This is a genomic window from Streptomyces sp. NPDC053673, assembly GCF_055585225.1.
In genome coordinates this window covers 418,487-443,423 of the sequence record NZ_JBVJKN010000002.1, presented here as the reverse complement: position 1 = coordinate 443,423, position 24,937 = coordinate 418,487, and the positions used below count along the sequence as shown (strand labels likewise).

The window sequence follows — 24,937 nt, the reverse complement described above, 5'->3', positions numbered from 1 at the left end:
CGCACCGCCCCGGCCAGTGCCCCTTCCGGCTGCGCGAAGCGCGGGATGCCCCACACGGAGCGCGGGAAGCCACGGCCGCGAACCCCGCGAGAGCTCCCCGCCCCGGCCTCCGACAGCGACGGATCCGAGCTACCGCTGCCGGAGAACCGCTTCTCCGGCGTCAGCGGTGTCTCACCATGCCGCAGCAGCACGAGCGTCGTCGGCGTGCCCCTGTCGGCCGGCCGGAGACGGCCGGAGCAGCCTTCGGCCGGCCGACCCCTGACCCGGCTCCGGCTCCGGCATCGGCATCGGCATCGGCATCGGCATCGGCATCGGCATCGGCATCGAACTCCGCCGTAGACCGCGACGGTTCCCGCTCACGCCCCGCGTCCATCGCCTCGCTCTCCAGCCGCCTATTCCTTCGGCGACGCGAAATGGTCCCGCACCGAGTCGGTCTGCTTCTCCATCATGGCTATGACCGCGTCGACGACTTCGGGATCGGCCCCGTCGGCGACCGTTAACTCCCGTGACCGCTCGAAGAAGCTGCGGGCCGGATCGTTGGTCACCGGCCGGACGCGAATAGTGGCGGCATAGGCGTCGATGCCCATCGTCGGCGCGACGGCTCGGTAGGTGGAGGCCCGCTCCACCTCGTTGCGTCCGGCGACCTCCTGCTGGACGAGGCCTTCGTTGAACACCAGCGTGAAGTCGTACCGCGACGGCACTCGTTCGACCGCGCCGCCTTCGGTCCAGCTCACGTCCTTCACCGCAGGCCCGGACACGATCTTCACCAGCTTCATGGGATCGCGGACCTCGGCCCAGACGGTGTCCGGACCGGCGTCGAGGATCGTCGAGTGGTGCATCGTGTGCTTCCGCTTGATGTCCACGAGAACTCCCTTCTCAGTAGTCGACGCGGTCGGAATTGGCCAGCCACGCGTCGAACGGCGCCGTACGGTTCGGCAGGTCCAGATGCTCGACCTCCATCGGCCACATCGACGCGGGCTTCTTCTCGAAGAGGTCGTAGAACTTGCGGTCGTCGAAGCCGGCCACCGCGGCATCGTGCCGATCGGCGGCGAAGACGATCCGGTCGACTCGCGCCCACAGTGCGGAGGAAAGGCACATCGGACACGGCTCGCACGACGTGACCAGGACGCAGCCCTCGAGCGAGAAGTTGTCCAGCTGCTTGCAAGCGGCACGCATCGCGCTCACCTCGGCGTGCGCCGTCGGGTCCAGGTTCGCGGTGACCTGGTTGTTGCCGATCGCGACCACCTCGCCGGCCTTGGCGACCAGCGCGCCGAACGGACCGCCGCCGTTCGCCACGCTGTTGGTGGCCAGCCTGATCGCCTCGTTCAGCCAGGCGCGCTCGAGTTCCTGGACGCTCGTTTCTTGGGTGTGCGCGGTCATGGTTACTCCTTTTCGGGGACGGGTGGGGACTGCCCGGATGCTCTGCCCGTGCGGGACACCGCACCCGGGGCAACACGTGGGGCCCGCGGGTGCCGCCTTCAGATCAGCACTGCCGACGGCACCTGCGGGAGATCGTCACGGCTGGACGCCGCAAATGTGCTCCGGCTTGACAGGGGTGTGGGTCAGGTTCAGCCCCGTCGCATTGCGGATGGCGTTCACGACCGCCGGAGTGGCGGAAATGGTGGGAGGTTCGCCGACACCACGCACCCCGTAGGGCGAGTTCGGGTCAGCCCTCTCGATCACATCCACCGTCATCGGAGGCGTGTCCAGAATGGTCGGGATCAGGTAGTCGGTGAACGACGGGTTGCGGATCATGCCGTCCTTGACCTGGATCTCCTCCATCACGGCGAGGCCGAGCCCCTATGTGGAACCACCGTGGATCTGCCCGACGACGGCGTCCGGGTTGATCGCCTTGCCGACGTCCTGGGCCCAGTCCAGCTGCACGACCTTGACTGGGCGACCCGGTCGAGGACCACCTCACGGACGGCTTCACACGCGTTCCTGACGGCACCGCCGGTGATGTAGGTCTGCCGGGAGGCCGAACTCGACCCTGCGTCGCCGACGTTGGTGTCGGCCGGGTGGATGTTCACCCGTTCCACACCGAGTTCGCTGCGGGCGATCTGCTGCTGCACGGTGCTCAGGCCCTGCCCGACCTCGGCTGCCGCCGTGTGCACCGACGCGACCGGTTCGCCGCCGATGGCCTGCAACCGCACCCGCGCCGTGGAGTAGTCGTCGACGCCTTCCGCGTAGGAAACGTTCTTGATGATCACGCTGTAGCCGACGCCCCGCACCATGCCTTCGCCATGCGTGATGTTGGAGACGCCGCCCGGCATGTCCCGGACGTCCAGCGACATGGTCCGGTTCTCCGGCGGCAGCGGGATCCGTTCGAGCCGTTCCAGCAGCTCGGCGACCTCAACGTGCCGACCGGATAACGTCTCAGTCAAGGCTTTCTCCTTCGTACGGCGAGATGCCAGGAGGATCGAACGGCATGGCTGCAACTTGCCTTGCCCCTTTGCAACTTGTGTGAGGAGTACACAGCCAACTGAGTGGAGTCAGCCAGGAGTAAAAGACATGAAAGCGCCCGCAGGCACTTCGTAGACTTCTACTACCGCCGGTCAGACCTTCGGCTTTGGTCAACCCCATTGCTTCAGCGGTAGTTCGTCATCAGGCCGGCGGAGGTGTCGGCCCCCGGATGCGACTGCCCCGCTGGTTGTTGAGGCCCTTCAGGAATGGTGTGGCTGGCTGGAGGACCTGGCGGAACGGTTCGCGGACCCAGCCCCGCCGAGGAAGACCTCGGTGACCCCGATGGACCACTGGTACCGGCACGGCGGGCCAAAACAGGCATCGGACGATCCCTGAAACGACGAAGATCCCGCCCGATCTTTCGATCAGACGGGATCTCGGCACCATTCTTGAGCTGACTCAAGAACAGTCGTGTTGTGGACCTGAGGGGATTTGAACCCCTGACCCCCTCGATGCGAACGAGGTGCGCTACCAGTCTGCGCCACAGGCCCTTGCAACGAGTGAAACCTTAGCATCCCGATCGGGGTGCTTGGAAATCCGTTCCTCGCTGGTCAGCCGCGCCGGTGTTCCGCAGGCCCGGCGCCGCTCGCGCCGAGGGCCTCACTCGTTGGCCGCGCGGGGCCGGTCCTCGTCCGCGTACTGGTCGAAGAGCGGGGTGCGGCCGTGGTCACGGGAGCGGCGGGGTGGGGTGGTCCGCTGGCGCGGCGGGGCGGGCGGGGTGGGTTCGGCAGTGGAGGAGCGGGCCGAGCTCCAGGTCTCCGGGTCCGTGACATCGATGCCGCTGGTGGCGCGGGGGGCGACCGGGGCGGTGACGTACGTGGGGAGCGGGACCGGGACCGGGTCCCAGCTGTCGCCGCGGCCGGGGCCGGGGTCGCGCTGCTGGTCGACCCACTCCGCGTGGTCGGTCTGCTCGACGAGGGCGCGGCGGCCGGCCTCCTGCGGGGAGACCGCGGGTGGGGGTCCCCCCGGACGAAGTCTGGGGGAGGGTTCCGGCTCGGGGCGGTCCTGGGGCTCCTCGGCCGGTTCCGCGGCGGCGTCCGGCTGGCGGCGCGGGCGGTTCTCCCGCAGACGCTGCGCCGCGGCCTCCGCTCGACGCCGGTCCATGACGTACATGAAGCGGCGCCGCTCCTTCGCACGCAGATGCACGATGTACGCGCTGAGCAGGACCGCCGGGACGCCGGGCGCCCAGAGGAAGCCGAGCCCGCCGACCGCGGCGACGATCGCGCCGAGGGTGAAGGCGAGGAAGAGGATCACGGTGGTGCGCCGACGGCGGGCGAGGACCTTCGAGCGCCGAGCGCGCGCGGCGGCCGCAGAGCCGTTGGGCCGCGGGGCAAGCTCCTTGCGCGCCGGCACCGCGGCCGGCACCTCGAGCCGGGCCTCGGTACGCGCCGGAGGCGCGGCGAACTCCCGGACGTCGACGGAACTGAATCGGTCCGTCTCGGCATCCGGGTCGGCGTCGGCGGGCGCCTCGTCCTCCGCGGTGCGCTCCCGCAGCTCCTTGGCGTACCGGCGCTCCATTCCCGCCCGTCCGGACAGCAGCCGGATGGCGGTGCTGAAGCGTTCCGTCGGACGGGCTTCGTTGAGCTCGTCCTGCCTGCGGAGCCACATCGGCACCAAGTAGGCGGCCCAGGCCCCGACGATGACTGCGTAGATGAGGCCGCTGCTGCTCACGCTTCACACCGTAGAGGGGTTCGCACGAGGGCATCGGCCAATTGGCCCGGTGTGTCGCACGATCTGGCTGATATCACTGACTTTTTTTGTGATTCTTCAGATCACTGCGTGATCGAGCGCCGACCGAATTCGAACAATTATTTTATTTCTCATGCCGCGCGGGTCGTGCCTGGTGCCAGCGGCGCAGCAGACCCTCCGGGACCTCCTCGGCCGTGAGCGCGAACACCAGATGGTCCCGCCAGGCACCGTCGATGTGGAGATAGCGGGGGCGCAGTCCCTCTTCGCGGAATCCGAGTTTCTCGACGACTCTGCGGCTCGGCGCGTTCTCGGGGCGAATGCAGACCTCGATGCGGTGCAGCCCGACGGTCCTGAAGCAGTGGTCGACGGCGAGTGCGACGGCCGTCGGCATCACCCCGCGGCCCGCGACATCACGGTCGACCCAGTAGCCGACATGGCCCGAGCACATCGAGCCCCAGGTGATCCCGGCGACGGTCAGCTGGCCGACGAGCACTCCCCGGTACTCGACGACGAACGGAAGCATCCGCCCGGCGTTGGCCTCGGCCCGCAGATGGCGGACCATCTGGCGGTACGTGGGGCGCTGGGCGATCGGGCCGCCGGGCGCGGGCGGCGGGATGGTCGCCTCCCAGGGGCGAAGCCACTCCCGGTTGCGCCGGTTCACCTCGCGCCAGGGTCGTTGGTCGCGCAGCCTTATCGGGCGGAGGGTGACGTCACCGTCCGTCAGGACCACGGGCCAGAAGGGTGCGTTCAGTGGGGACTCCCCGCGGCGCCGGCAGGGGCAGCAGGGTCCGCCGGTCTGGGATGGTCGCCGCCGTGCATCTGGTCGACGGCGTGGGGCAGCAGCCGGGCCAGGACCGCGAGCCCGTCACGGACCCCGCCCGACGACCCGGGAAGATTGACGATCAGCGTGCGGCCCGCGATGCCCGCGAGGCCCCGGGACAGCGCGGCCGTGGGGACCTTCGCCAGTCCGTACGCGCGGATCGCCTCCGGGATGCCGGGGATCTCGTAGTCGAGGACCCGGCGGGTGATGTCGGGCGTGCGGTCGGTGGGCGAGATGCCGGTGCCGCCGGTGGTCAGGATGACGTCGTACGCCGCGGCCACCCCGTCCCTCAGGGCTGCCTCGACCGGGTCGCCGTCCGGGACCACCCGGGGGCCGTCGACCTCGAAGCCCATGCCCGCGAGACCCTCGGCGAGGAGCGGTCCGCCCTTGTCCTCGTACACACCGGCGGAGGCGCGGTTGGAGGCGGTCACGACCAGGGCGCGCCGAACCGGGCGGACGGGCTCCCCCCGCGGGGGCGGCGCACCGTGGGCGTGGCTGTGGACCTCGCCACCGCGCGGGCTCACTGCCCGGCCTCCGTGCGCGACCAGTCGCCGGACTTGCCGCCGGTCTTCTCCTCCACCCGGATGTCGGAGATGACCGCTGCCTTGTCGACCGCCTTGACCATGTCGACGACGGTGAGCGCGGCCACGGAGACCGCGGTCAGGGCCTCCATCTCGACGCCCGTGCGGTCCGTGGTCTTCACCGTCGCGAGGATCTCGACGGCGTCGTCGGCCACGGACAGGTCCAGCTTCACCCCGGAGACCGCGAGCGGGTGGCAGAGCGGGATCAGGTCGGGGGTGCGCTTCGCGCCCATGATGCCCGCGATACGGGCGGTGGCGAGGGCGTCTCCCTTGGGCACCCCCTCGCCCCGCAGCAGCTCGACGACGCGCGGCGAGACCAGGACCCGGCCGCTCGCACGGGCGGTGCGCGCGGTGACGTCCTTCCCGGAGACGTCGACCATGCGGGCCGCGCCTGCCTCGTCGATGTGGGTGAGTCCTTGCTGCGCGCTCATTGCTGTGGCTCCCGGTCACTGTGTGGTCAGACACGGTACCGCCACGGCACAGCACTCACCCGAGCAGGACCACCTCCGTCTCGGTGCCCGACTCCACGGAGGTGACGTCCTCGGGGACCACGATGAGCGCGTTTGCCTGTGCGAGGGCGGCGATCAGATGGGATCCGCTGCCGCCGACAGGGGTGACGGTGCCCTCTTCCGCATCGTAGGCACCACGCAGGAACTGGCGCTTCCCGGCGGGCGACGACACTGCCTTGCCGGTGGTGCGCAGCTCGGCGCGCACGCGCGGGCGGTGCAGATCCTTCAGGCCCATCAGGGCACGGATCGCGGGCCGTACGAACAGCTCGAACGAGACGTACGAGGAGACCGGGTTGCCCGGCAGGGCCAGCAGCGGCGTGTGGTCCGGGCCGATCGAGCCGAATCCCTGCGGCTTGCCCGGCTGCATGGCGATCTTGCGGAAGTCGATCCCGCTGCCGGGCTCGTCCTCGTCGCCCACGGAAGAGAGAGCCTCCTTGACGACGTCGTACGCGCCGACGCTGACGCCGCCCGTGGTGACCAGCAGATCGGCACGGATCAGCTGGTCCTCGATGGTGGCGCGCAGCTCGGCGGCGTCGTCGGTGACTGCGCCCACCCGGTAGGCGATGGCTCCGGCGTCACGGGCGGCCGCGGTGAGCGCGAAGCTGTTCGAGTCGTAGATCTGGCCCTTGCTCAATTCCTCGCCGGGCTGGACGAGTTCGCTGCCGGTGGAGAGGACCACGACGCGTGGACGGGGGCGCACGCGCACGGTGCCACGGCCGATGGCGGCCAGCAGGCCGATCTGTGGCGGGCCGAGGACCGTGCCCGCCGCCAGGGCGAGATCGCCGGCCTGGACGTCGCTGCCGCGCGCGCGGACGTGCGCACGGGGCTCGACCGGCCGGTACACCCGGATCTCGCCGCTCGCGCCCTCGGGGGCGGCACCGGCGGGCCGCATGGTCGTGGCCGCTCCCGCGCCGCTGCCGCCGTCGGTCCACTCGACGGGGACGACCGCCTCGGCGCCGGGCGGGAGGGGCGCGCCGGTCATGATCCGGGCCGCCTGACCGGGGCCGACCTCTCCGCCACCGGTCAGCCCGCCGCTGCCGGCGGCGACGTCGCCGATGACCGTGAGGACCGCGGGGAACTCCTCACCTGCGCCCGCGACGTCGGCGACCCGGACCGCGTACCCGTCCATCGAGCTGTTGTCGAACGGCGGCAGGGCGACCTGGACGGTGACGTCCTCGACGAGGACGCAGCCCTGGGCGTCGGGCAGCTGCAGGTCGATCGGCTCGAGCGGGTGGATCGCGCCGAGGATGTCCTCCAGGTGCTCGTCCACCGACCAGAGGGACGGCCGGCCGCCGGGCGCCGGGTCGCCGGACGGGGCTTCGCCGGCCGCCGGGTCACCGGCCGAGGCGTCGCCGGGTGAAGCATCGTCGGGCGAGGTGCCACGAGCCGAGGCATCGTCGGCCGCCGGGTCACCGGCCGGGTCGGCTGCGGCCGAGGCGTCCGCGACCGGGCGGACTGCGGGCGAGACGTCCGCGGCCGACGTGTCATCGCCCGAGGCGCCCGCGGCCGACGCGGCCGACGTGTCACCGGCCGGATCGGCCGCGGCACCGGCGGACGTGCCCCGCGACCGGGTGGACAGGTCCGGGCCCGGACCCGCGTCGGAGCCCGCGCCGGGTGTTGCCGTACTGCTCAATGTGCCACTTCTCCCGTGCTGCTCAAGTGCTACATCTCCTCGGCGACGTAGCGGCGAAGCCAGGCTCGGAAGTCCGGGCCCAGGTCTTCACGTTCGCATGCGAGTCTGACAATGGCACGCAGGTAGTCGCCGCGGTCGCCGGTGTCATAGCGTCGGCCCTTGAAAACGACCCCGTGCACGGGCCCGCCGACCTTCTCGTCGGCGGCGAGCTTCTGGAGGGCGTCGGTGAGCTGGATCTCGCCGCCGCGGCCCGGCTCGGTCTTGCGGAGTATCTCGAAGACGGCCGGGTCGAGGACGTACCGCCCGATGATCGCGTAGTTGCTGGGCGCCTCGGCCGGGTCGGGCTTCTCGACCAGGTCGGTCACCTTGACCACGTCGTCCTCGCCGGTGGCCTCGACGGCCGCGCAGCCGTAGAGGTGGATCTGGGAGGGCTCGACCTCCATCAGGGCGATGACGCTGCCGCCCTCGCGCTCCTGGATCTCGACCATGCGCGAGAGCAGCGGATCGCGCGGATCGATCAGGTCGTCACCGAGGAGCACCGCGAAGGGCTGGTCACCGACGTGCGGGGCGGCGCACAGGACGGCGTGGCCGAGGCCCCTCGGGTCGCCCTGGCGCACATAGTGCATGGTGGCGAGGTCGCTGGACTCCTGAACCTTGGCGAGCCGCTGGGCGTCCCCTTTGCGGGTCAGCGCCTCCTCCAGCTCATAGTTGCGGTCGAAGTGGTCCTCGAGGGGGCGCTTGTTGCGTCCGGTGACCATGAGGACGTCGGAGAGACCGGCGCCCACCGCTTCTTCCACGACGTACTGGATGGCGGGCTTGTCGACGACAGGCAGCATCTCTTTGGGAGTGGCTTTTGTTGCGGGCAGGAACCGGGTTCCGAGGCCTGCGGCGGGGATGACAGCCTTGCTGATCCTGGGGTGCGACTCAGTCATGCGGAGCACCATATCCGTTGCGTATGGGCGGAAGATTAGCCTCCGGTTAACTTTCTTCTCATAAAGGCGTATTGGCTGGGATTTGTGAGGTTGCTGTGGGTACCGACATGTCCGGAAAGAACGCGGTACGACGTGAACTGCTCGACGCACGACGCCTACTGTCCCCCGAAGACGTCCTGGAGGCCTCCACGGTTCTCGCACGGCGCGCGCTCGAGCTTCCGGAACTGGCCACGGCCCGTACGGTAGCCGCGTATGTGTCGGTGGGCCGCGAGCCGGGTACCCGCGCGCTGCTCGACGCGCTGCGCGCCCGGGGGGTACGGGTGCTCCTCCCCGTGCTCCTGGACGACAACGATCTCGACTGGGCGGTGTACGAGGGATCTGAGCATCTGGTGCCCGCGCGGCGCGGCCTGCGGGAGCCGGACGGGCCGCGGCTCGGCCACCGGGCGGTGCTGGAGGCGGACACAGTACTGCTGCCCGGGCTCGCGGTGGACGAGCGCGGTATGCGGCTCGGCCGCGGCGGCGGCTCGTACGACCGGGTCCTCGCCCGCCTCGAAGCGGCCTCCGCGAGCCCTGCCCTGGTGGTGCTCCTGTACGCGAACGAGGTGGTCGCGCGGGTCCCGGAGGAACCGCACGACCACCCCGTACACGCGGTGGTGACGCCGGAGGGCGTCCGCCGCTTCACGGCCTGACGGCGCGCTGCACGACACCAGTCAGGAGCAGCATCGTTCCGGAGCAACGTCAGCCAGGAGCAGCATCGGCCCGGAGCAGCATCGGCCCGGAGCAGCGGATTACGGCTTGAGCACCAGGGTGTCCTTCGTCGCGGCCGCCACCGCCTGCCGGCCGTAGGCCCATTCGAGCAGTTCGCCCTTGGCCCACTTGTCGGTCTGGTCGGTGTAGTGCGCGTTGTAGGCGTGCCCCGAAGCACCGGTCAGATTGATCCAGCGGGACTTGTCCCAGTCGCCGACATTGACGATCATCCGCATCGACGGGACCCAGATCACGTCGTAGCCGCCCGCCGCGTTCCAACCGGTCGCGTTGACCGCGGCCTCACCGCCGCCCAGGTTCCACGGCCCGCGGTTGAGCATCCACTGGAGGGCGCCGGGCCCCGAGGTGCCCAGCGTCTGGTTCTTCAGCGTCAGCTGGTGCAGCCGGCCCCAGCTCCAGCTGGAGACGTCCTTGCCGAGCTTGGCGGTGAGCTCCCAGCGGGCGTCCGCCATGGCCCGCTTGAGCAGGTCGTCACGGGTCGCGCTGCCGGGCGCCTTACGGCTCGGCGGGGCCTGCCACCACTCGCTGGTCTCGTTCTTCAGCAGCCCTCGGACCACCTCGTACCAGCGGTCACCGCCGTCAGGCTGGGCCGACTCGGCGTCCCGCTGGCCGCACTCGCGCACCAACCGGTCCAGATCGTCGACCGGGCCCGTGCTGTCGGCGGGACGGACATTGAGGCACTCGCCCTCGACGCGCAGCTCCTTGGGCAGCTTGTTGCCGAAGGCGAGCTTGAGGACGTTGCGCCAGACCGCGTTGAAGTAGGCCGCGGCGCCGGAGTCCGGCTCCTGGGTGTAGTCCCAGCCCTCCAGCAGCTTCTGCGCCTCGCGGACGTACGGGTCGGAGATGTCGATCTTCAACAGATAGGGCGTGAGCAGCTTCGCGATCTCACTGCTGTTGTCCATCTGCATGGTGCGCATGTCGTCCGTCGAGATCTTCCCGCCGTCCTTGGTCTTCGACTCGATGAGGTCGTTTATGCGCTGGCTGCGGGAGCCGTAGCCGTAGTCCTTGGTGATCAGGTACGGGTATTTGCCGGCGTCCACGACGGACTGGTTGGCGGTGACGATGTAGCCGCGCTTCGGGTTGTACTCGAACGGCAGCTCGTCGAAGGGGATGAATCCCTTCCAGTCGGACGTCGGGTTCCAGCCCGGGACCGGCATCGAGCCGTCGAAGCCCTTGGCCCGGACCGGGATCTTCCCGGGCGCCTGGTAGCCGATGTTGCCCTTGGCGTCGGCGTAGATCAGGTTCTGGGAGGGGACCTCGAAGTCCTTCGCGGCGGCCTGGAAGCCCTTGAAGTCCTTCGCGCGGTTGAGCTCGAACACCGCGTCCATGGACTTGCCCGGGTCCAGGGCGGTCCAGCGCAGCGCCACACCGTAGCCGTGGCCGCGGTCGGGGGAGGGGGTGGAGTTGCTGACGGGCGCCCGCTCGCCGACCCGCTCCAGCTCGTTGCTGCGGTCGGAGACCAGAGGTCCGTGATCGGTCTCCCGGACCGTGATGGTCTTGCTGGCACCGCCCGCGACCTTGATGATCTCGTTGCGCACCTTGAACGGCTTGGTCCTGCTGCCGGACAGGTACCCGGTGTTGGAGACCTTCTCCAGGTAGAGGTCGGTGACATCGGCGCCGAGGTTGGTGAAGCCCCAGGCGATGTCCTGGTTGTGGCCGATGATCACGCCGGGCATGCCGGAGAACGTGTAGCCGGCGACGTCGTAGCCGCACTTGGCGGAGACTTCACGGCAGTGCAGGCCCATCTGGGTCCACAGGGAGGGCAGCTGCGGCGCGAGGTGCGGGTCGTTGGCGAGCAGCGGCTTGCCGGTCGTCGTGTAGCGGCCGGAGACGACCCAGGAGTTGGAGCCGATGCCGTCGCCGTTGGGGCCGAGCAGCGCAGGGATCTGGTCGAGGGCACCGGAGAGGCCCGCGAGCTGCGTCTGGAAGCCCTGGTCACCACCGCCCGAGCCGTTGCCCGAGCCATTGCCCGCGGACCCGCCCGCCGACGAAGACGAGGAGGAGGAAGAAGAGGAGGAGGGCGACGAATCGGCGGCCGGGTCCCACTTCTTCGCGTCGGTGTTCACGCCGCCGCGCTGGACGATCGGCTGGTGCAGGTCGTACGGGTACGCCGGGTACAGCTCCTTGATCTGCTGCTCGCTCAGCCTGCTGGTCATCAGCGAGCGGTCGATCTCGTCCTGCATATTGCCGCGCAGGTCCCAGGCCATCGCCTTGAGCCAGGCCACCGAGTCGACCGGCGTCCACTTCTCGGGCCGGTAGTCGTTGGTGAAGCCGAGAGCGGCGTACTCGACGGAGATGTCCTTGCCGTCGCGACCCGAGAGATAGGCGTTGACGCCGTCCGCGTACGCCTGGAGGTTCTTCTTGGTCTCGGCCGAGAGCTGCTCGTCGTACTCCTGCTGCGCCACACGGCGCCAGCCGAGCGTGCGCAGGAACGCGTCCGTCTCGACCTGCCCCGAGCCGAACATCTCGGACAGCCGCCCTGCGGTCACATGGCGCCGTACGTCCATCTCCCAGAAGCGGTCCTGCGCGTGGACGAAGCCCTGGGCGCGGAACAGGTCCTCGTCGCTGTTGGCGTAGATCTGGGGGATGCCGTTCCCGTCACGCCTGACGTCGACGGGGCCCGACAGCCCCTTGAGCGTGATCGTCCCGGTGGTCTGGGGGAAGGAGGCGCGAACGGTGCTGACGCCCCAGTAGGCGCCGCAGCCCACACCCGCGACGAGCGCCAGCACCAGGGCGAGCACGATCAGACGGGCGCGTCTCCCCTTCTTCTTGCCGGGCTTCTCGGCGGAAGGGGCGCTTGTGTTGGCGGGCATCGCTGTCCTTCGAGGGGCAGGGTGGTCCTGGGAGTGCTGGAGCAACCATAGGCGCAGCGCTCAACGCGTCCGGACGCGGTATCAGTAACGCGATACCAACAACCGCCACTCGAACTGAAGATCGACCAAATCGAGTCGACGTAAAGAAGTCGTTAAAGATTAGGTAAGGTAACGAAGTGTCGCGTGCCGGAGGAACCGTCCGGCAGCAAATGCGAGGGGAAGGATCGGCCCGCTGACTGTCCACCAGCTCAATGAACTCCTGCTCATCTGCTCGCTCGTCCTGCTCATCGCCGTCGCGGCGGTGCGCATCTCCTCGCGAAGCGGGCTCCCGAGCCTGCTGCTCTATCTGGGCATCGGGACCGCCATCGGGCAGGACGGCATCTTTCACGTCAAGTTCGACAATGCCGGACTGACGCAGGTGATCGGCTATGCCGCACTTGTGGTGATCCTGGCCGAAGGCGGCCTGGGCACCAAGTGGAAGGAGATCAAACCGGCGCTGCCCGCGGCGGTCGCACTGTCGACCGTCGGCATCGCCGTGAGCGTGGGCGTCACCGCGGCAGGAGCGCACTATCTGGTCGGACTGGACTGGCGGCCGGCGCTCATCATCGGCGCGGTCGTCTCCTCGACGGACGCCGCCGCGGTCTTCTCCGTCCTGCGGAAGGTGCCGCTGCCCTCCCGCATCGCCGGCGTGCTCGAGGCCGAGTCGGGCTTCAACGACGCCCCCGTCGTCATCCTGGTTGTCGCGTTCTCGACAGCCGCTCCGGTGGACGATTGGTACGTCCTCGTCGGCAAGATCACCCTGGAGCTCGCGATCGGCGCCGCCATCGGACTCGCGGTCGGCTGGCTCGGCTCGTTCGGGCTGCGCCATGTGGCACTGCCCGCCTCGGGCCTGTATCCGATCGCGGTCATGGCGATCGCCGTGACGGCGTACGCGGCCGGCGCCATCGCCCACGGCAGCGGCTTCCTCGCCGTCTACCTCGCCGCCATGGTGCTCGGGAACGCCAAGCTTCCGCACTGGCCGGCCACCCGCGGATTCGCGGACGGTCTCGGCTGGATCGCCCAGATCGGCATGTTCGTCCTGCTGGGCCTGCTGGTGACCCCGAGCGAGCTGGTGCGCGACTTCTGGTCGGCGGTGATCATCGGGCTGGTGCTGACGATGGTGGCGCGGCCGCTGTCGGTCGTCGTCAGCCTGCTGCCGTTCCGCATGCCCTGGCAGGAGCAGGCCCTGATGTCGTGGGCGGGGCTGCGCGGCGCCGTACCCATCATCCTGGCGACCATTCCCCTGGTGCCGCACATCACGGGCAGCGAGCGGATCTTCAACATCGTCTTCGTGCTGGTCGTCGTCTACACGCTGGTACAGGGGCCGACGCTGCCCTGGTTGGCGAGGGCGCTACGGCTCGGCGAGGGCCCCGAGGCGGCGGACCTGGGCATCGAGTCGGCGCCGTTGGAGCGGCTGCGCGGACACCTGCTGTCGGTCGCTATCCCGGACGGGTCACGCATGCACGGCGTGGAGGTCGGGGAGCTGCGGCTGCCCGCCGGGGCCGCGGTCACGCTCGTCGTACGCGAGGGCAAGAGTTTCGTGCCGCTGCCCTCGACCGTGCTCCGGCGCGGCGACGAGCTGCTGGTGGTGGCGACGGATCCGGTACGGGACGCGGCCGAGGCGCGGCTGCGGGCGGTGGGCCAGGGCGGAAAGCTTGCGGGGTGGCTCGGGACCGGGGGGACGAGGAGGACCGGGGGCTCCAGGGGCGCCAGGGGCGCCGGAGGGACCAGGGGCTCCTGAGCATCCGGGGCTCCACCCGGGCTCCAGGGCTCCAGGGCTCCGGAAGCCACGGGAAGCGAAGCTCCGGTTAATCGCAGGTGCAGATCTGGATGCGTCGGCAATTTCACAGGTGGGGCCCGCTCCACCCCTGTACCATGAAGGCACACTGATCGACCAACTCTGCCTGACGCAGAGCTGGCGCGACCGTATGGCGGCCGAGCGTCCCCCCTCAGTGGGTCCCGGTATCTACCGCAGTTCCGCGCAAGAGGACAGCTCTCGGCGGCTCCCGACACCCAGGGGAGCGCTACCAGGCGGCAGAAAGGCAAGGGCCGTGGCGTCCACGGTCGCTTCTGGCACGTCTTCTGACACGTCCGGCTCCGGCACCTCCAGCACTGGGGCGCCCAGCTCCGGGGTGTCCGGCTCCGGCACGTCCGGACGGCGCCCTGGCTACGGACAGCTGCTCCGCACCCCTGGAGCCTGGACGTTCCTGCTTCCCGGATTCGCTGCCCGGCAGCCGTTCGCGATGCTCACCATCGGCATCGTCCTGCTCGTGCAGCACACCACCGGTTCGTACGGGAGCGCCGGCGCCGTCGCCGCCGTCACCGGTGTCTCCATGGCGCTCTTCGCCCCCCAGAGCGGAAAGCTCGCCGACCGCTTCGGCCAGCGCGCCGTCCTGATCCCCGGCGTCCTCGTGCACGCCGCTTCCGTGAGCGCGCTGACCGCGCTGGCGCTCGCGGGCGCTCCCCTGTGGGCGCTCTTCGCCGCGGCCGTGCCGACCGGCGCCTCCGTCCCGCAGATCGGCCCCATGGTGCGGGCCCGCTGGGCGGCAAGGCTCGGGGGATCGCCGCTGATGCCGACGGCCGCGGCCTTCGAGTCGGTGACCGACGAACTCACCTTCGTGGTCGGACCGGTCCTGGCCACCGCCCTGTGCACCGGCGTCCACCCGGCCGCCGGTCTGATCGCCGAGGCGGGGCTCACGCTGGCCGGCGGTCTGCTGTTCGCGGCCCAGCGCCGCACGCAGCCCGCGTACGGACGTCCGGCTGCTCATGAGCGCACGGAACACACCTCCGCGCTCTCCGTGCCCGGTGTACGGGTCCTGGCCGTGGCCTTCCTGGGCATCGGCTCGGTCTTCGGCGGCATGCAGGTCTCGCTGACCGCGTTCTCCGAGGAGATCGGGCAGCCCGGCATGAACGGACTGCTGTACGGACTCTTCGCGGCCGGCAACATGCTGGCGGGCATCGCCGTCGGCGCCATCGCCTGGAAGTCCGGTCCCCGCCGTCGCCTGGTGCTCGGCTACGCGGGCCTGACGGTCGGCGCGTCCCTGCTGTGGGCGGCGCACTCCGTGGTGCTGCTCGGCGCACTGGGTCTGGTCGTGGGCGTGTGCATCGCGCCCGCGCTGATCAGCGGCTTCACGCTGGTCGAGCCGCTGGTGCCGGCGTCGGCCCGTACCGAGGCCTTCACCTGGCTGACCGGCGCCGTGGCGCTGGGCCAGGCGGGTGCGGTGACGGTCGCCGGACGACTGGCCGACGCACACGGCGCGAGCGCCGGATTCCTGGTGCCGCTGGTGGGCACCGCGCTGGCTCTGGTCACTCTGCTGGCCCTGCGGTCGCGGCTCGCGCCGCGCGCGCAGAGCCGGACGGTCGCACGTGGTATCGGTCACCGAGTGCCCGTGACGGTGGACTGATCCGACGGAATACGTCACTATGGACCGTCGTTAGCACTCATCGAGTGAGAGTGCCAGGAGGAAGACAAGTGCCGACCTACCAGTACCAGTGCACCGAGTGCGGCGAGGGCCTCGAGGCGGTGCAGAAGTTCACCGACGATGCCCTGACCGTATGCCCGAACTGCCAGGGACGCCTCAAGAAGGTGTTCTCGGCCGTCGGCATTGTCTTCAAGGGCTCCGGCTTCTACCGGAACGACAGCCGCGGTGCGTCGTCGAGCAGCACGCCGGCGTCGTCGTCCGCGTCCGCCGGTTCGTCGGCCTCGTCCTCGGCGTCGGCGTCGTCCGCGAGCACGAAGTCGTCTTCGTCGGACTCGAAGCCTGCGGCGTCGAGCTCCTCTAGCTCTTCCAGCAGCGGTACGACGGCTGCCTGATTCTCGCTTGCCAGGGGCCCCATCGTCTTCGGACGCTGGGGCCCCTGGGCGTATTCCGGCGCCAGTTCGGGCGCGGCTACTGTGATCGCCATGGCCAACGCAGAGAGCGCGCAGCGCGCGGAAATCGGTGTGATCGGTGGCTCGGGTTTCTACTCGTTCCTGGAGAACGTGACCGAGGTCGAGGTACCTACGCCGTACGGCAGCCCCAGCGATTCCCTGTTCTTCGGCGAGATCGCCGGCCGCCGGGTCGCGTTCCTCCCCCGGCACGGACGTGATCACCGCCTCCCTCCGAGCCGCATCAACTACCGCGCCAATCTGTGGGCCCTGCGGTCCGTCGGTGTGCAGCAGGTGCTGGGGCCGTGCGCGGTGGGCGGGCTGCGTGTGGAGTACGGGCCGGGCACCCTGCTCGTCCCGGACCAGCTGGTGGACCGTACGAAGGCCCGCGACGACACGTTCTACGACGGTGAGCCGCTGGCGAACGGGGAGGTGCCGAAGGTCGTCCATGTGTCGCTGGCCGACCCGTACTGCCCGTCGGGGCGCTCGGTGGCGCTGGCTGCGGCGCGCGGGCGGGACTGGGAGCCGGTCGACGGCGGGACGCTGGTCGTGGTGGAGGGCCCGCGCTTCGGGACCCGCGCCGAGTCGCGCTGGCACGCGGCGATGGGCTGGTCCGTGGTCGGGATGACCGGGCACCCCGAGGCCGCGCTCGCCCGTGAGCTGGAGCTCTGCTACACGTCGATGACGCTGGTGACGGACCTCGACGCGGGGGCCGAGACGGGTCAGGGCGTCTCCCACGAGGAGGTCCTGAAGGTCTTCGCCGCAAATGTCGACCGACTGCGGGACGTGCTCTTCGACACGGTGGCCGGTCTGCCGGCGAACGGGGAGCGCGACTGCCTGTGCAGGAGCGCGCTGAACGGGCTGGAGACGGGGATAACGCTGCCGTAGCCGAGATGCCGCAGCGGGAACGAGGCATCGGCCGACGGTGCTGACCACCCGTCGGGGTGAGCCAGTTGTCCACAGGCCGGGGACTGTCCACAGGGCCGAGCGGGGCAGCGCGTGAGCGGGGATCGTGGGGTGCGTTCGGTGCGTGCGGGGCGTGCGGGCGTTCGGTGGGAGCCAATGGCGGCTCGCGCCGCTCGCACGACACCTGCGCCACCTACGTGTCCTACGACTCCCACGACTCCCACGACTCACGACAGGCGGTCACGACGATGTCGACGCTCTCTTCCTGCGGACATGCACGTTCCGGGCCGATGGCCCTTCCTGCGGCACCGGCCCCGGAGCCGCGCGGGGTACCGGCGTTCGCCCCGCTGAGGGTGCGGGGCGGGCGCCACTGGCAGCGGATGAGGCTGCGGCGCGTGATGCGGCGCAGGCGGCGCGCACTGGCGGCCGGGCTGGCCGTGACGGCTGCGGCGCTGGCCGCATGGGGGCCGCGCGCGCCGGTCGACGCGGGGGCGCGGGATGAGCCGGGCGCGCTGTCCCGGCACGCCTCGCGGCCGGTGGACTTCGTGTCCGCGCCGGTGCGTATCGCGGACGCGGAGACGGTCCGGCTGCTGGAGCCGGGCGACCGTGTGGACGTGATCGCGACCGCCAACTCCCCGGTGGGCGCGGGCTCCGAGGCGCACATCGTCGCGACGGGCGCCCGGGTGGCAGAAGTTCCCGGGGCGCGCAGAAGTTCTCCGGACCGCGAGACCTTGCCGGACGACATGGCTCCGCCGGACGGCAAGGCTTCCCGAGACCGAGAGGCTTTCCCGGACGGCACGACCTTCCCGGATCCCGGCAGCGAGGCTGCCCCGGACGGTGATGCTTTCGCGGACGGCGAGGCTTTCCCCGACGGAGGCGCGTTGATCGTGCTGTCGGTCCCCCGCCCCGTCGCGGCAGCACTGGCCGGCGCGGGAGCGACGTCCCGTCTGGCGGTGACGCTGTGCTGACACGCACGCGAGCGCGGGAGCGCGCAGGGATCGGGCTGCGGAACGCCCTTGCCTCACGGGCGGGCGGCCGGAGTCAGAGCGGGCGGTCGGAGTCAGAGGTGGTGCGGCGGCTTCTCGTCGAGGAAGCGCGCGAGATCGGCGGCGCTGTCGCCGCTGCTCGGAGGCCGCTCGCCCCACCCGCGGTCCGTATCGTCCGAGGACTGCTGGTCCAGCGGATCGTCGAAGATCAGCGCCGGCGTAGGAATCGGCTGCTGCCGGGGCTCCTCCGCATCGCGCGGTCCGGGGGTGGGGGCGGTGCTCATGCGTCAAGACTACGCCGGGGACAGCAGGGGTCACCGGTCCTGCGGATCGACCAGCCAGAGGCCGAGGACCACCAGGAACGACAGCACGAGGAACCCAGCACCCCACCAGGCGGTACCGGTGTCCCCCTTCATCCACTCGTCGACGATGACGGTCAGCCCCCAGAGCTGGCCGACGACGACGGAGAGGACCAGGGCCAGGCGTGCGGTGAGCTTCGACGAGCGTTCGGGTTCCTGCTCGGATCCGGCCCCGGGGCCCGGTCCGGTGTGCCGGATCCGCGGGTCGCCGTAGCCACTGGTGGGGCGGATCTGCGGGTAGCGCTCGCGGACGGGCCGGTTCAGCCGGGGCTGGGCACTGCCGGGACGATAAGGGGGCTGCGGCGGCGGCGCGGGGCTGCCGGGGGGCTGCTCAGGAGTGGTCATGTGTGGGTAGCCCTCTCCGCGACGCCGGGAACTGCGCCCGGACAGCCGAGCCTGGCCGCCATGTCCGGGCGGTCCTTGAGGAGTTGCCGGCACAGGCCTTCCTGGAGGGTCTCGCCGGAGCGGGTGGTGCCGACCGCCCAGACGCTGCCGTCCACCTCCTCGATGACGATCACCTTGGGCAGCGCCCTCGGCGGGGGACCCGCGGTTACCTCACCGGTACGGGCGTCGAAGATCCCTTCGTGGCAGGGGCAGTACAGCTCGCCCGCGCTCCCCCGGTCCGCGCGCCAGAGCACGGCACAGGCCAGGTGGGTGCAGACCGCCGAGTAGCCCACGAGGCTGCCGTCCCCGAGCCGTACGGCGAGCGCCCGGTCCTCGGGGCCGGGGTAGCGGAAGGCGACCGACTCCCCGGGCAGCAGCTGGTCGGCGATCCTCTTGGGATCGGGCGTTCCCTCGCTGTCCCCGTGTCGGTGCAGTACGCCTGCGGCGACGCCGATGCCGCCCACGGCGAGGCCGCCGGAGACCGTGGCGACGATGCGGAGGTAGTCGCGGCGGGTGGTGAGGGAGTCCGCGGCGATCCGGTCCTGGAGAGCCTCCTGGGCGGCGTCCGCAGCTGCGGGCTCGCCGGCCGGCGGCTGTTCGGTGACGCTCATCGGACGTCCACCCCGTTCACCTCCACCACGGGCAGTCCGCCGGGGACGGGCCACTGGACCTTGTCGACGGGTACGACCATGGCGACCCCGGTGCTAACGGTCGTACGCCCGAAGGTGAAGGAGTCGGCGACCTGGACGCCGGGACGTTCGGCCTGGAGCTCCTCGAGGGTGCCGTAGAAGAGGGCGCCGGTGGGGCAGACGGTGGCGCACATGGGGGCGAGGCCGTAGGCGGTGCGGTCGTAGCAGAGGTTGCACTTCATCTGCAGCTTCGCCTTGAGGTCGATCTTCGGGACACCGAAGGGGCAGGCGTTGACGCAGTTGGCGCAGCCGATGCAGCGGGTGGTGTCGGCCTGCTGCACCACGCCGTCCGCGGTGACCAGGATCGCGTCGGCGGGACAGACCTCGGCACAGGGGGCGACCGGGTCCTCGCAGTGCATGCACACCGTGGGAAGGGAGGCGACGGAATGACCCTCGTCGGGGTAGTCGAGATGGATCATCGATTTGCCGCGGTGCGAGTCGCATTCACGGCACGCGGAGACACAGGCCTGGCAGCCGATGCAGCGCCCCGGGTCGATGAAGATCGTTCTGCCCATCATGGCTCTCGTCAGCTCCTCTCCGCGGTGCCGCGGCCCTGCGGGGCGGTGGGCGGCCGGGGGTCGGTGCGGGACACCTGGACCTCCGGGTACGCACGGTGGCCGGGTGCGGTCGGGGGTTCGGGTACTTCGTCGATCTGCTCGGCGCGCTCGATACGGCAGGCGCAGACCTTGTACTCGGGGATCTTGGAGCGGGGGTCGAGGGCATCGATGGTGAGCGCGTTGGCCGCGGTGGGGACCGGCCAGTGGTACGGGACGAAGACGGTGTCGGGGCGGATGGCCTCGGTGACCAGGGCGGGGAAAACCGCGCTGCCGCGGCGGGTGACGACGCGGACCGGGTCGCCGGAGCGGAAGCCGTGGGAGGGGTGGATCTCGGCCCAGGGGCGCGGGGTCTGCTCGACGAGGGCGCCGAGCCTGCGGGTCTGGTTGCCGGAGAGGAAGTGGGCGACGGTCCGTCCGGTGGTGAGCGTCATGGGGTGCTCGTCGTCGTACGGGTCCATCGGCGGGTGCCATTCGACGACCTGCATATGGATCTTGCCGTCGGGGTGGTAGGTCTTCCCGTCCTCGAAGAGGCGGGGGGTGCCCGGGTGGTCGGTGGAGGGGCACGGCCAGGCGATGCCGCCGGTCTCCTCCAGGCGTTCGTAGGTGATGCCGTAGTAGTCGTTGACCGTTCCGGCGGAGGCGATCCGCAGCTCCTCGAACACCTCGCGCGATCCCGCGAAGGCGAACTTGTCGCCGGCACCCAGGCGCTGGGCGAGCCGGCACATGACCCAGGTGTCGGTCCGTACGCCGGGGGGCGGGTCCTGGGCCTTGTTGTGCTTGATGACCCGGGCCTCGGCGTTGGCCATGACGCCTTCGTCCTCGGCCCAGGTGGTGACGGGGAGGACGACATGGGCGTTGGCCGCTGTCTCGGAAAGGAAGAAGTCGGATTGGACGTGGAATTCAGTGGCGTCGTACCCCTCCTTGACCACGCGGTAGTTGGGGAGGGAGACAAAGGGGTTGTTGCAGATGCCGATCAGGCCGCGGATCTCGCGGCGCTGCATCTGCCAGATCATTTCCATCATCGAGGTGCCGGCGGGCGGGAGTTCGGACTCGTCGATCCCCCAGATCTCGCAGATCTGCCGCCGGTGCTCATCGTTCGTGATCGAGCGGCCACCGGGGAGGAGGTCGGACTTCTGGCCGTGCTCGCGGCCGCCCTGGCCGTTGCCCTGCCCGGTGATGGTGCCGTATCCGGCTCCGGGCTTGCCGATGTTGCCGGTGGCGACGCAGAGATTGATGACGGAGAGACAGTTCTCGACGCCCTGCGAGTGGTGCTCGATGCCCCGGGCGTGCCAGGCCATGGCCCTGGGGGCGCGGGCGAACACCCGGGCGACCTGGACGATCTGCCGCTCCGGGATGCCGCAGATCTCCGCGGCCCGCTCGGGGGGATACTCGGCGACTGTCTCGCGGACCTCTTCCCAGCCGGTGGCATGGGCGGTGATGAAGCTTTCGTCGTCGAGTTCCTCACGGATCACGACATGGAGGACGGAGTTGAAGAACGCCGAGTCGGTGCCGGGTTTGATGGCGACGTGGATGTCGGCGGTGCGGGCGATGGCGGTCTCACGCGGGTCGACGACGATCAGACTGGCGCCGCGGTCCCGCGCTCCCCACAGGTACTGCGTCATCACCGGAAAGCACTCGCCCACGTTGGAGCCCGCGATGAGGAGGCAGTCGGTCTGGAGGATGTCGGCGAAGGGGTTGCCGGCCCGGTCGATGCCGAAGGCAAGCTTGTTGGCCCCGGCGGCGCTGACCATGCACAGCCGGCCGTTGTAGTCGACGTGCCTGGTCTTGACGGCGACCCGGGCGAACTTGCCGACGAGATACGTCTTCTCCGTGTAGAGGCTCGCGCCCCCCAGCACCCCGACGGCGTCGTTGCCGTACGCGGCCTGGATGCGCTGGATCTCGGCGGCGGTGAAGTCGAGGGCCTCCTCCCAGGAGGCCTCCCGGAACGGCTCGTCGCGGGACCGTCTGAGCAGCGGAACGGTGAGCCGGTCCGGGTGGTTGACCTGCTGGTACGCGTTGATGCCCTTGGGACACAGACGCATCCGGTTGATGTCGTGATTGCGGGGTTCGACGCCGAAGACCTTGCCGCTGCGGTTGACGCGCAGATACATGCCGCACTGGACGCCGCAGAAGCAGCAATGGGTGGGGACGAGCGTCTCGCCGGTCTGGCCGGCGCGCCACTGGTCGGCGGGGATGCCCCCGGCGTCCCGGAAGTTACGGGTGCCGGGAGGCGCGAGGGAGGGGTCCAGCGGGATGGGCTGCTGCGTCACTTGAAGCCCTTCTTGACGTGGGTGAGGTAGGCGTTGCCGCGCAGCACCCGCTTGCAGCGCGGGCAGTACTCGGCCCAGTCGTCGAAGTCGAGCTTCAGATCGCGCATGGTGCCCTGCAGGTTCTCGACGTAGGGGGTGGTGTCGATGGGCTCCCCGCAGCGGCGGCAGGTGAAGACCTGCTCGTCCTGCCGGGCCGTGTATTTGAACAGCTGCATACCGACGGCAGCCGGTCGCTGGACGATGTGGAAGAACTTCCCGAAGGGCAGGTAGATGAGGGTGAAGACCACCGACACCATGTGCAGGATCGCCAGGAACTCGTAGCCGCCGCCGTGCAGGAAGATCGAGGAGAAGGTGAGGAGGAGACCGGTCACCGAGATCACGATCAGGGCGATCAACGGGACCAGGTCATAGGCGAACCGCTGGCCGGTGATCGCACCGCGGTCCTTCATCCGCCGCCACAGGAAGTATGTGGCTCCGGCGATGACGAGCACGGCGGCGAGGTCGAGGCCGTGGAACACGGCCCAGCCGAAGAAGCTGAGCGAGTCGAACCCGAGAACCTTGAGCCCCCAGATCCGCATCTCGTAGCCGGGGCCCGAGCCGGTGGACGAGGTGAAGGTGAACCAGCCCCAGGAGAGTGGGAAGGTGATCAGCGCGGCGAGGACACAGCCCCAGAAGATCAGCTGGTGGGCGGCCCAGCGGGCGTGGGAGCGGGCGCCGAGGAACTTCTGGAAGCCGAGATAGGTCGCGATCATCCTCGGCAGCGCGGTGGGGGCCCTGCGGAAGTTGCCGACCGAGAAGAAGCTGCGCCATCCCTGCCCGAAGAGCCGGCGGGCACCGGGAGAGGAGATCCAGACCGTGTAGCGGTAGGTGATGCCGAAGGCGAGGAAGACCGTGGCCACGGCGTACGGAAGGAGGGCGGAGTCGAAGTCGGTGAGGAGCCGGCTGCCGAAGACGATCGCGATGATCAGCAGTACGGAGACGGCGGCACCGGCGAGCGACGCGCGGCGGCGCACGACGCCGGGGGTCTCCTGGCAGCCGGAGGTCTCCCGCGGGCCGGGTGCCTCCGGGGGTGCGCCCGGTGCGGTGAGCGGTCTTTCCGGACTCTGTCGTGGCTCGGTCACGCCGCCACGCTAGGTGGTTTATAGGTGTTGGACCTGTTTTGATGCTCAGGGGGGTGAGGACTTCGCTCAGATGGCGTTCAGAGCGCGGCGGCGCATGAAGGCAGGCCCATGAAGACAGGGCTCATGGAGACAGGTGCGTCAAGACAGGTGCGTGAAGACAGGCTTATGAGGACAGGCTCATGAAGCCACGCCCGTCAGGACACGCCCATGAAGACGGACGAGAGTGCGCGTCTCGCCACCCCGCTCCGCTCGCTCTGATGTGCTGGACGCATGACCTCCACTTCCGCATCGGCCGCGGGCGGCGGCTCGAGGGCGGTGCGCCCCATGCGTGCACGCCGCCGCGACGAGGCGCACCGCGCCGCGACCCCGCTGGAACTCTTCTTCGACCTCTGCTTCGTCGTCGCCGTTTCGCAGGCAGGGATGCAGCTGGTTCACGCCGTGGCCGGGAACCACGCCGCGGACGGCGTGATCAGCTACATGATGGTGTTCTTCGCGATCTGGTGGGCCTGGATGAACTTCACCTGGTTCGCCTCCGCGTACGACACGGACGACGTCCCGTACCGGGTGGTGACGCTCATCCAGATCGCCGGTGTGCTGATCCTCGCGGCCGGGATCTCACGCGCCTTCCTCAACCAGGACTTCCTGGTCGTCTTCCTCGGCTATGTGGTCATGCGGCTCGCGCTGGTCACACAGTGGCTGAGGGCCGCTGCCTCGACGCGGGGCGCGGAGCGGGCGACGGCGCTGCGGTACGCCGTGGGGATCACCCTCTGCCAGGTCGGCTGGCTGGGACTGGTCCTGTTCCCCGAGAACGTACGGGTGTGGGTGTTCCTGGTGATGGCGGTCGCCGAGATGGCCGTACCGCCGATCGCCGAGCGTTCGCTGGCCACCAGTTGGCACGCTCACCACATCGCCGAGCGCTATGGCCTGTTCACCATCATCGTGCTCGGTGAGACGATCCTCGCTGCCACGGTGGGCGTGCGTTCGGCGCTCGACGAGAGCGACGAGCTGGGGGCTCTCGCGCCGATCGCGATGGGCGGGCTGCTGATCGTGTTCGCGGCCTGGTGGATCTACTTCGCCGTCCCCGCCCATGACCGGCTGTCCTCCAACAGGGAAGCGTTCCTGTGGGGTTACGGCCACTACGTGATCTTCGCGTCCGCCGCGGCCATCGGCGCGGGCCTGGAGGTCTCGATCGAGACGGCGATCCACAAGTCCCAGATCTCGGTGACGGCCGCGGCGGCCGCGGTCACCCTGCCCACGGCGGCGTTCCTGCTCACCGTCTGGCTGCTGCACGCACGCCACTTCAAGCGCGGCATCCTGCAGCAACTGACCCTGCCCGTCTCCGCACTGGCGATCCTGGCCTGCACCTTCGCAGGCGAGTGGGCGGTGCTCGCGGCCGGTCTGGTCGCGGCGGCCACCGTCGCGGCCGGCGAAACGCTGGCGCATCGCGCAAGCCGCCACCGGCCACCGGCCGTCACCGGCCCCTCGGCAGGGTGATCGATGCCACGGGCCGGCTCCGTCCGGGTCCGGTTCGCCGTACCGGCACGCGTGATACC

Annotated in this window: 22 protein-coding genes, 1 tRNA gene and 1 pseudogene; 7 read left to right on the top strand and 17 right to left on the bottom strand. The window is 70.0% G+C overall.

Going from position 1 to position 24,937, the window contains the following annotated elements; genetic code table 11:
• Positions 1-392 precede the first annotated feature (392 nt).
• From ACZ6ZQ_RS05265 to galU, 10 genes and pseudogenes are all read right to left on the bottom strand, one after another.
• Positions 393-863, bottom strand: a complete 471-nt coding sequence (locus ACZ6ZQ_RS05265) for an SRPBCC family protein (RefSeq protein ID WP_469767191.1) — start codon at positions 861-863, stop codon at positions 393-395.
• Positions 864-876: 13 nt separating this feature from the next.
• The gene (locus ACZ6ZQ_RS05260) at positions 877-1,380 is read right to left on the bottom strand and encodes a nucleoside deaminase (protein WP_469767190.1); all 504 of its coding nucleotides are present in this window, start codon (positions 1,378-1,380) and stop codon (positions 877-879) included.
• A gap of 135 nt (positions 1,381-1,515) precedes the next feature.
• Positions 1,516-2,351: pseudogene (locus ACZ6ZQ_RS05255) on the bottom strand (xanthine dehydrogenase family protein molybdopterin-binding subunit); the annotation flags it as partial.
• Between the two features lie 529 nt (positions 2,352-2,880).
• A tRNA-Ala gene (locus tag ACZ6ZQ_RS05250) sits at positions 2,881-2,954 on the bottom strand.
• Positions 2,955-3,063: 109 nt separating this feature from the next.
• Entirely contained in the window at positions 3,064-4,134 is a 1,071-nt protein-coding gene (gene sepX / locus ACZ6ZQ_RS05245; RefSeq protein WP_469767189.1) for a divisome protein SepX/GlpR, read from the bottom strand.
• Positions 4,135-4,276: 142 nt separating this feature from the next.
• The gene (locus tag ACZ6ZQ_RS05240; RefSeq protein ID WP_469767188.1) at positions 4,277-4,882 is read right to left on the bottom strand and encodes a GNAT family N-acetyltransferase; all 606 of its coding nucleotides are present in this window, start codon (positions 4,880-4,882) and stop codon (positions 4,277-4,279) included.
• A gap of 17 nt (positions 4,883-4,899) precedes the next feature.
• On the bottom strand, positions 4,900-5,496 hold the full coding sequence (locus ACZ6ZQ_RS05235) for a MogA/MoaB family molybdenum cofactor biosynthesis protein (protein WP_469767187.1): 597 nt from the start codon (positions 5,494-5,496) through the stop codon (positions 4,900-4,902).
• Entirely contained in the window at positions 5,493-5,984 is a 492-nt protein-coding gene (gene moaC / locus ACZ6ZQ_RS05230; RefSeq protein ID WP_469767186.1) for a cyclic pyranopterin monophosphate synthase MoaC, read from the bottom strand. Before moaC ends, ACZ6ZQ_RS05235 begins: the two co-directional genes overlap by 4 nt.
• A gap of 55 nt (positions 5,985-6,039) precedes the next feature.
• Complete coding sequence (glp, locus tag ACZ6ZQ_RS05225; RefSeq protein ID WP_469767323.1) at positions 6,040-7,332, bottom strand: molybdotransferase-like divisome protein Glp; 1,293 nt, start codon at positions 7,330-7,332, stop codon at positions 6,040-6,042.
• 392 nt (positions 7,333-7,724) lie between these two features.
• A complete protein-coding gene (galU, locus tag ACZ6ZQ_RS05220; protein ID WP_469767185.1) occupies positions 7,725-8,627 on the bottom strand; it encodes a UTP--glucose-1-phosphate uridylyltransferase GalU in 903 nt (300 codons plus the stop codon).
• A 107-nt stretch (positions 8,628-8,734) separates the two neighbouring features.
• Between galU and ACZ6ZQ_RS05215 the strand changes: the two genes are divergently transcribed.
• Positions 8,735-9,316: a 5-formyltetrahydrofolate cyclo-ligase gene (locus ACZ6ZQ_RS05215; protein WP_469767184.1), complete on the top strand. Its 582-nt coding sequence runs from the start codon at positions 8,735-8,737 to the stop codon at positions 9,314-9,316.
• 99 nt (positions 9,317-9,415) lie between these two features.
• Here the strand turns inward: ACZ6ZQ_RS05215 and ACZ6ZQ_RS05210 are convergent, their stop codons facing one another.
• On the bottom strand, positions 9,416-12,205 hold the full coding sequence (locus ACZ6ZQ_RS05210; RefSeq protein ID WP_469767183.1) for a penicillin acylase family protein: 2,790 nt from the start codon (positions 12,203-12,205) through the stop codon (positions 9,416-9,418).
• 223 nt (positions 12,206-12,428) lie between these two features.
• Here ACZ6ZQ_RS05210 and ACZ6ZQ_RS05205 point away from each other — a divergent pair, with 223 nt between their 5' ends.
• The 5 genes from ACZ6ZQ_RS05205 to ACZ6ZQ_RS05185 all read left to right on the top strand — a co-directional run bounded on the left by ACZ6ZQ_RS05205 (position 12,429) and on the right by ACZ6ZQ_RS05185 (position 17,986).
• Positions 12,429-13,985, top strand: a complete 1,557-nt coding sequence (locus ACZ6ZQ_RS05205; RefSeq protein ID WP_469767322.1) for a potassium/proton antiporter — start codon at positions 12,429-12,431, stop codon at positions 13,983-13,985.
• A gap of 391 nt (positions 13,986-14,376) precedes the next feature.
• Positions 14,377-15,648 (top strand): MFS transporter, encoded by a 1,272-nt coding sequence (locus tag ACZ6ZQ_RS05200; RefSeq protein ID WP_469767321.1) that lies wholly within the window; start codon positions 14,377-14,379, stop codon positions 15,646-15,648.
• 68 nt (positions 15,649-15,716) lie between these two features.
• The gene (locus ACZ6ZQ_RS05195; protein ID WP_469767182.1) at positions 15,717-16,058 is read left to right on the top strand and encodes an FmdB family zinc ribbon protein; all 342 of its coding nucleotides are present in this window, start codon (positions 15,717-15,719) and stop codon (positions 16,056-16,058) included.
• 90 nt (positions 16,059-16,148) lie between these two features.
• Positions 16,149-17,000: an S-methyl-5'-thioadenosine phosphorylase gene (locus ACZ6ZQ_RS05190; protein ID WP_469767181.1), complete on the top strand. Its 852-nt coding sequence runs from the start codon at positions 16,149-16,151 to the stop codon at positions 16,998-17,000.
• Between the two features lie 308 nt (positions 17,001-17,308).
• On the top strand, positions 17,309-17,986 hold the full coding sequence (locus tag ACZ6ZQ_RS05185) for a hypothetical protein (RefSeq protein WP_469767180.1): 678 nt from the start codon (positions 17,309-17,311) through the stop codon (positions 17,984-17,986).
• Positions 17,987-18,078: 92 nt separating this feature from the next.
• On the opposite strand, the gene ACZ6ZQ_RS05180 is transcribed toward ACZ6ZQ_RS05185, so the two are convergent.
• The 6 genes from ACZ6ZQ_RS05180 to ACZ6ZQ_RS05155 are packed head-to-tail and all read right to left on the bottom strand — an operon-like array spanning position 18,079 to position 23,384.
• On the bottom strand, positions 18,079-18,288 hold the full coding sequence (locus ACZ6ZQ_RS05180) for a hypothetical protein (RefSeq protein WP_469767179.1): 210 nt from the start codon (positions 18,286-18,288) through the stop codon (positions 18,079-18,081).
• Positions 18,289-18,318: 30 nt separating this feature from the next.
• Positions 18,319-18,708, bottom strand: a complete 390-nt coding sequence (locus ACZ6ZQ_RS05175; protein ID WP_469767178.1) for a hypothetical protein — start codon at positions 18,706-18,708, stop codon at positions 18,319-18,321.
• Positions 18,705-19,358 carry a QcrA and Rieske domain-containing protein gene (locus ACZ6ZQ_RS05170; protein ID WP_469767177.1) on the bottom strand — a complete coding sequence of 218 codons (654 nt, stop codon included), beginning with the start codon at positions 19,356-19,358 and terminating at the stop codon, positions 18,705-18,707. The genes ACZ6ZQ_RS05175 and ACZ6ZQ_RS05170 overlap by 4 nt, the downstream gene beginning before the upstream one ends.
• On the bottom strand, positions 19,355-19,954 hold the full coding sequence (locus tag ACZ6ZQ_RS05165; protein WP_469767176.1) for a 4Fe-4S dicluster domain-containing protein: 600 nt from the start codon (positions 19,952-19,954) through the stop codon (positions 19,355-19,357). Before ACZ6ZQ_RS05165 ends, ACZ6ZQ_RS05170 begins: the two co-directional genes overlap by 4 nt.
• Positions 19,955-19,962: 8 nt before the next feature.
• The gene (locus ACZ6ZQ_RS05160; RefSeq protein WP_469767175.1) at positions 19,963-22,263 is read right to left on the bottom strand and encodes a molybdopterin oxidoreductase family protein; all 2,301 of its coding nucleotides are present in this window, start codon (positions 22,261-22,263) and stop codon (positions 19,963-19,965) included.
• Positions 22,260-23,384, bottom strand: coding sequence for an MFS transporter (locus tag ACZ6ZQ_RS05155; RefSeq protein ID WP_469767174.1), 1,125 nt, complete (start codon positions 23,382-23,384; stop codon positions 22,260-22,262). The genes ACZ6ZQ_RS05160 and ACZ6ZQ_RS05155 overlap by 4 nt, the downstream gene beginning before the upstream one ends.
• A gap of 270 nt (positions 23,385-23,654) precedes the next feature.
• Between ACZ6ZQ_RS05155 and ACZ6ZQ_RS05150 the strand changes: the two genes are divergently transcribed.
• A complete protein-coding gene (locus ACZ6ZQ_RS05150) occupies positions 23,655-24,878 on the top strand; it encodes a low temperature requirement protein A (protein WP_469767173.1) in 1,224 nt (407 codons plus the stop codon).
• Positions 24,879-24,937 lie beyond the last annotated feature (59 nt).

What these genes read in the sequence shown, in the direction of transcription:
- ACZ6ZQ_RS05165 (WP_469767176.1), bottom strand. Translation starts at nt 19,954, where the DNA reads ATGATGGGCAGAACGATCTTCATCGACCCGGGGCGCTGCATCGGCTGC.
- ACZ6ZQ_RS05260 (WP_469767190.1), bottom strand. Translation starts at nt 1,380, where the DNA reads ATGACCGCGCACACCCAAGAAACGAGCGTCCAGGAACTCGAGCGCGCC.
- ACZ6ZQ_RS05210 (WP_469767183.1), bottom strand. Translation starts at nt 12,205, where the DNA reads ATGCCCGCCAACACAAGCGCCCCTTCCGCCGAGAAGCCCGGCAAGAAG.
- ACZ6ZQ_RS05185 (WP_469767180.1), top strand. Translation starts at nt 17,309, where the DNA reads ATGGCCCTTCCTGCGGCACCGGCCCCGGAGCCGCGCGGGGTACCGGCG.
- moaC (WP_469767186.1), bottom strand. Translation starts at nt 5,984, where the DNA reads ATGAGCGCGCAGCAAGGACTCACCCACATCGACGAGGCAGGCGCGGCC.
- ACZ6ZQ_RS05175 (WP_469767178.1), bottom strand. Translation starts at nt 18,708, where the DNA reads ATGACCACTCCTGAGCAGCCCCCCGGCAGCCCCGCGCCGCCGCCGCAG.
- ACZ6ZQ_RS05180 (WP_469767179.1), bottom strand. Translation starts at nt 18,288, where the DNA reads ATGAGCACCGCCCCCACCCCCGGACCGCGCGATGCGGAGGAGCCCCGG.
- galU (WP_469767185.1), bottom strand. Translation starts at nt 8,627, where the DNA reads ATGACTGAGTCGCACCCCAGGATCAGCAAGGCTGTCATCCCCGCCGCA.
- ACZ6ZQ_RS05170 (WP_469767177.1), bottom strand. Translation starts at nt 19,358, where the DNA reads ATGAGCGTCACCGAACAGCCGCCGGCCGGCGAGCCCGCAGCTGCGGAC.
- ACZ6ZQ_RS05190 (WP_469767181.1), top strand. Translation starts at nt 16,149, where the DNA reads ATGGCCAACGCAGAGAGCGCGCAGCGCGCGGAAATCGGTGTGATCGGT.
- ACZ6ZQ_RS05150 (WP_469767173.1), top strand. Translation starts at nt 23,655, where the DNA reads ATGACCTCCACTTCCGCATCGGCCGCGGGCGGCGGCTCGAGGGCGGTG.
- ACZ6ZQ_RS05215 (WP_469767184.1), top strand. Translation starts at nt 8,735, where the DNA reads ATGTCCGGAAAGAACGCGGTACGACGTGAACTGCTCGACGCACGACGC.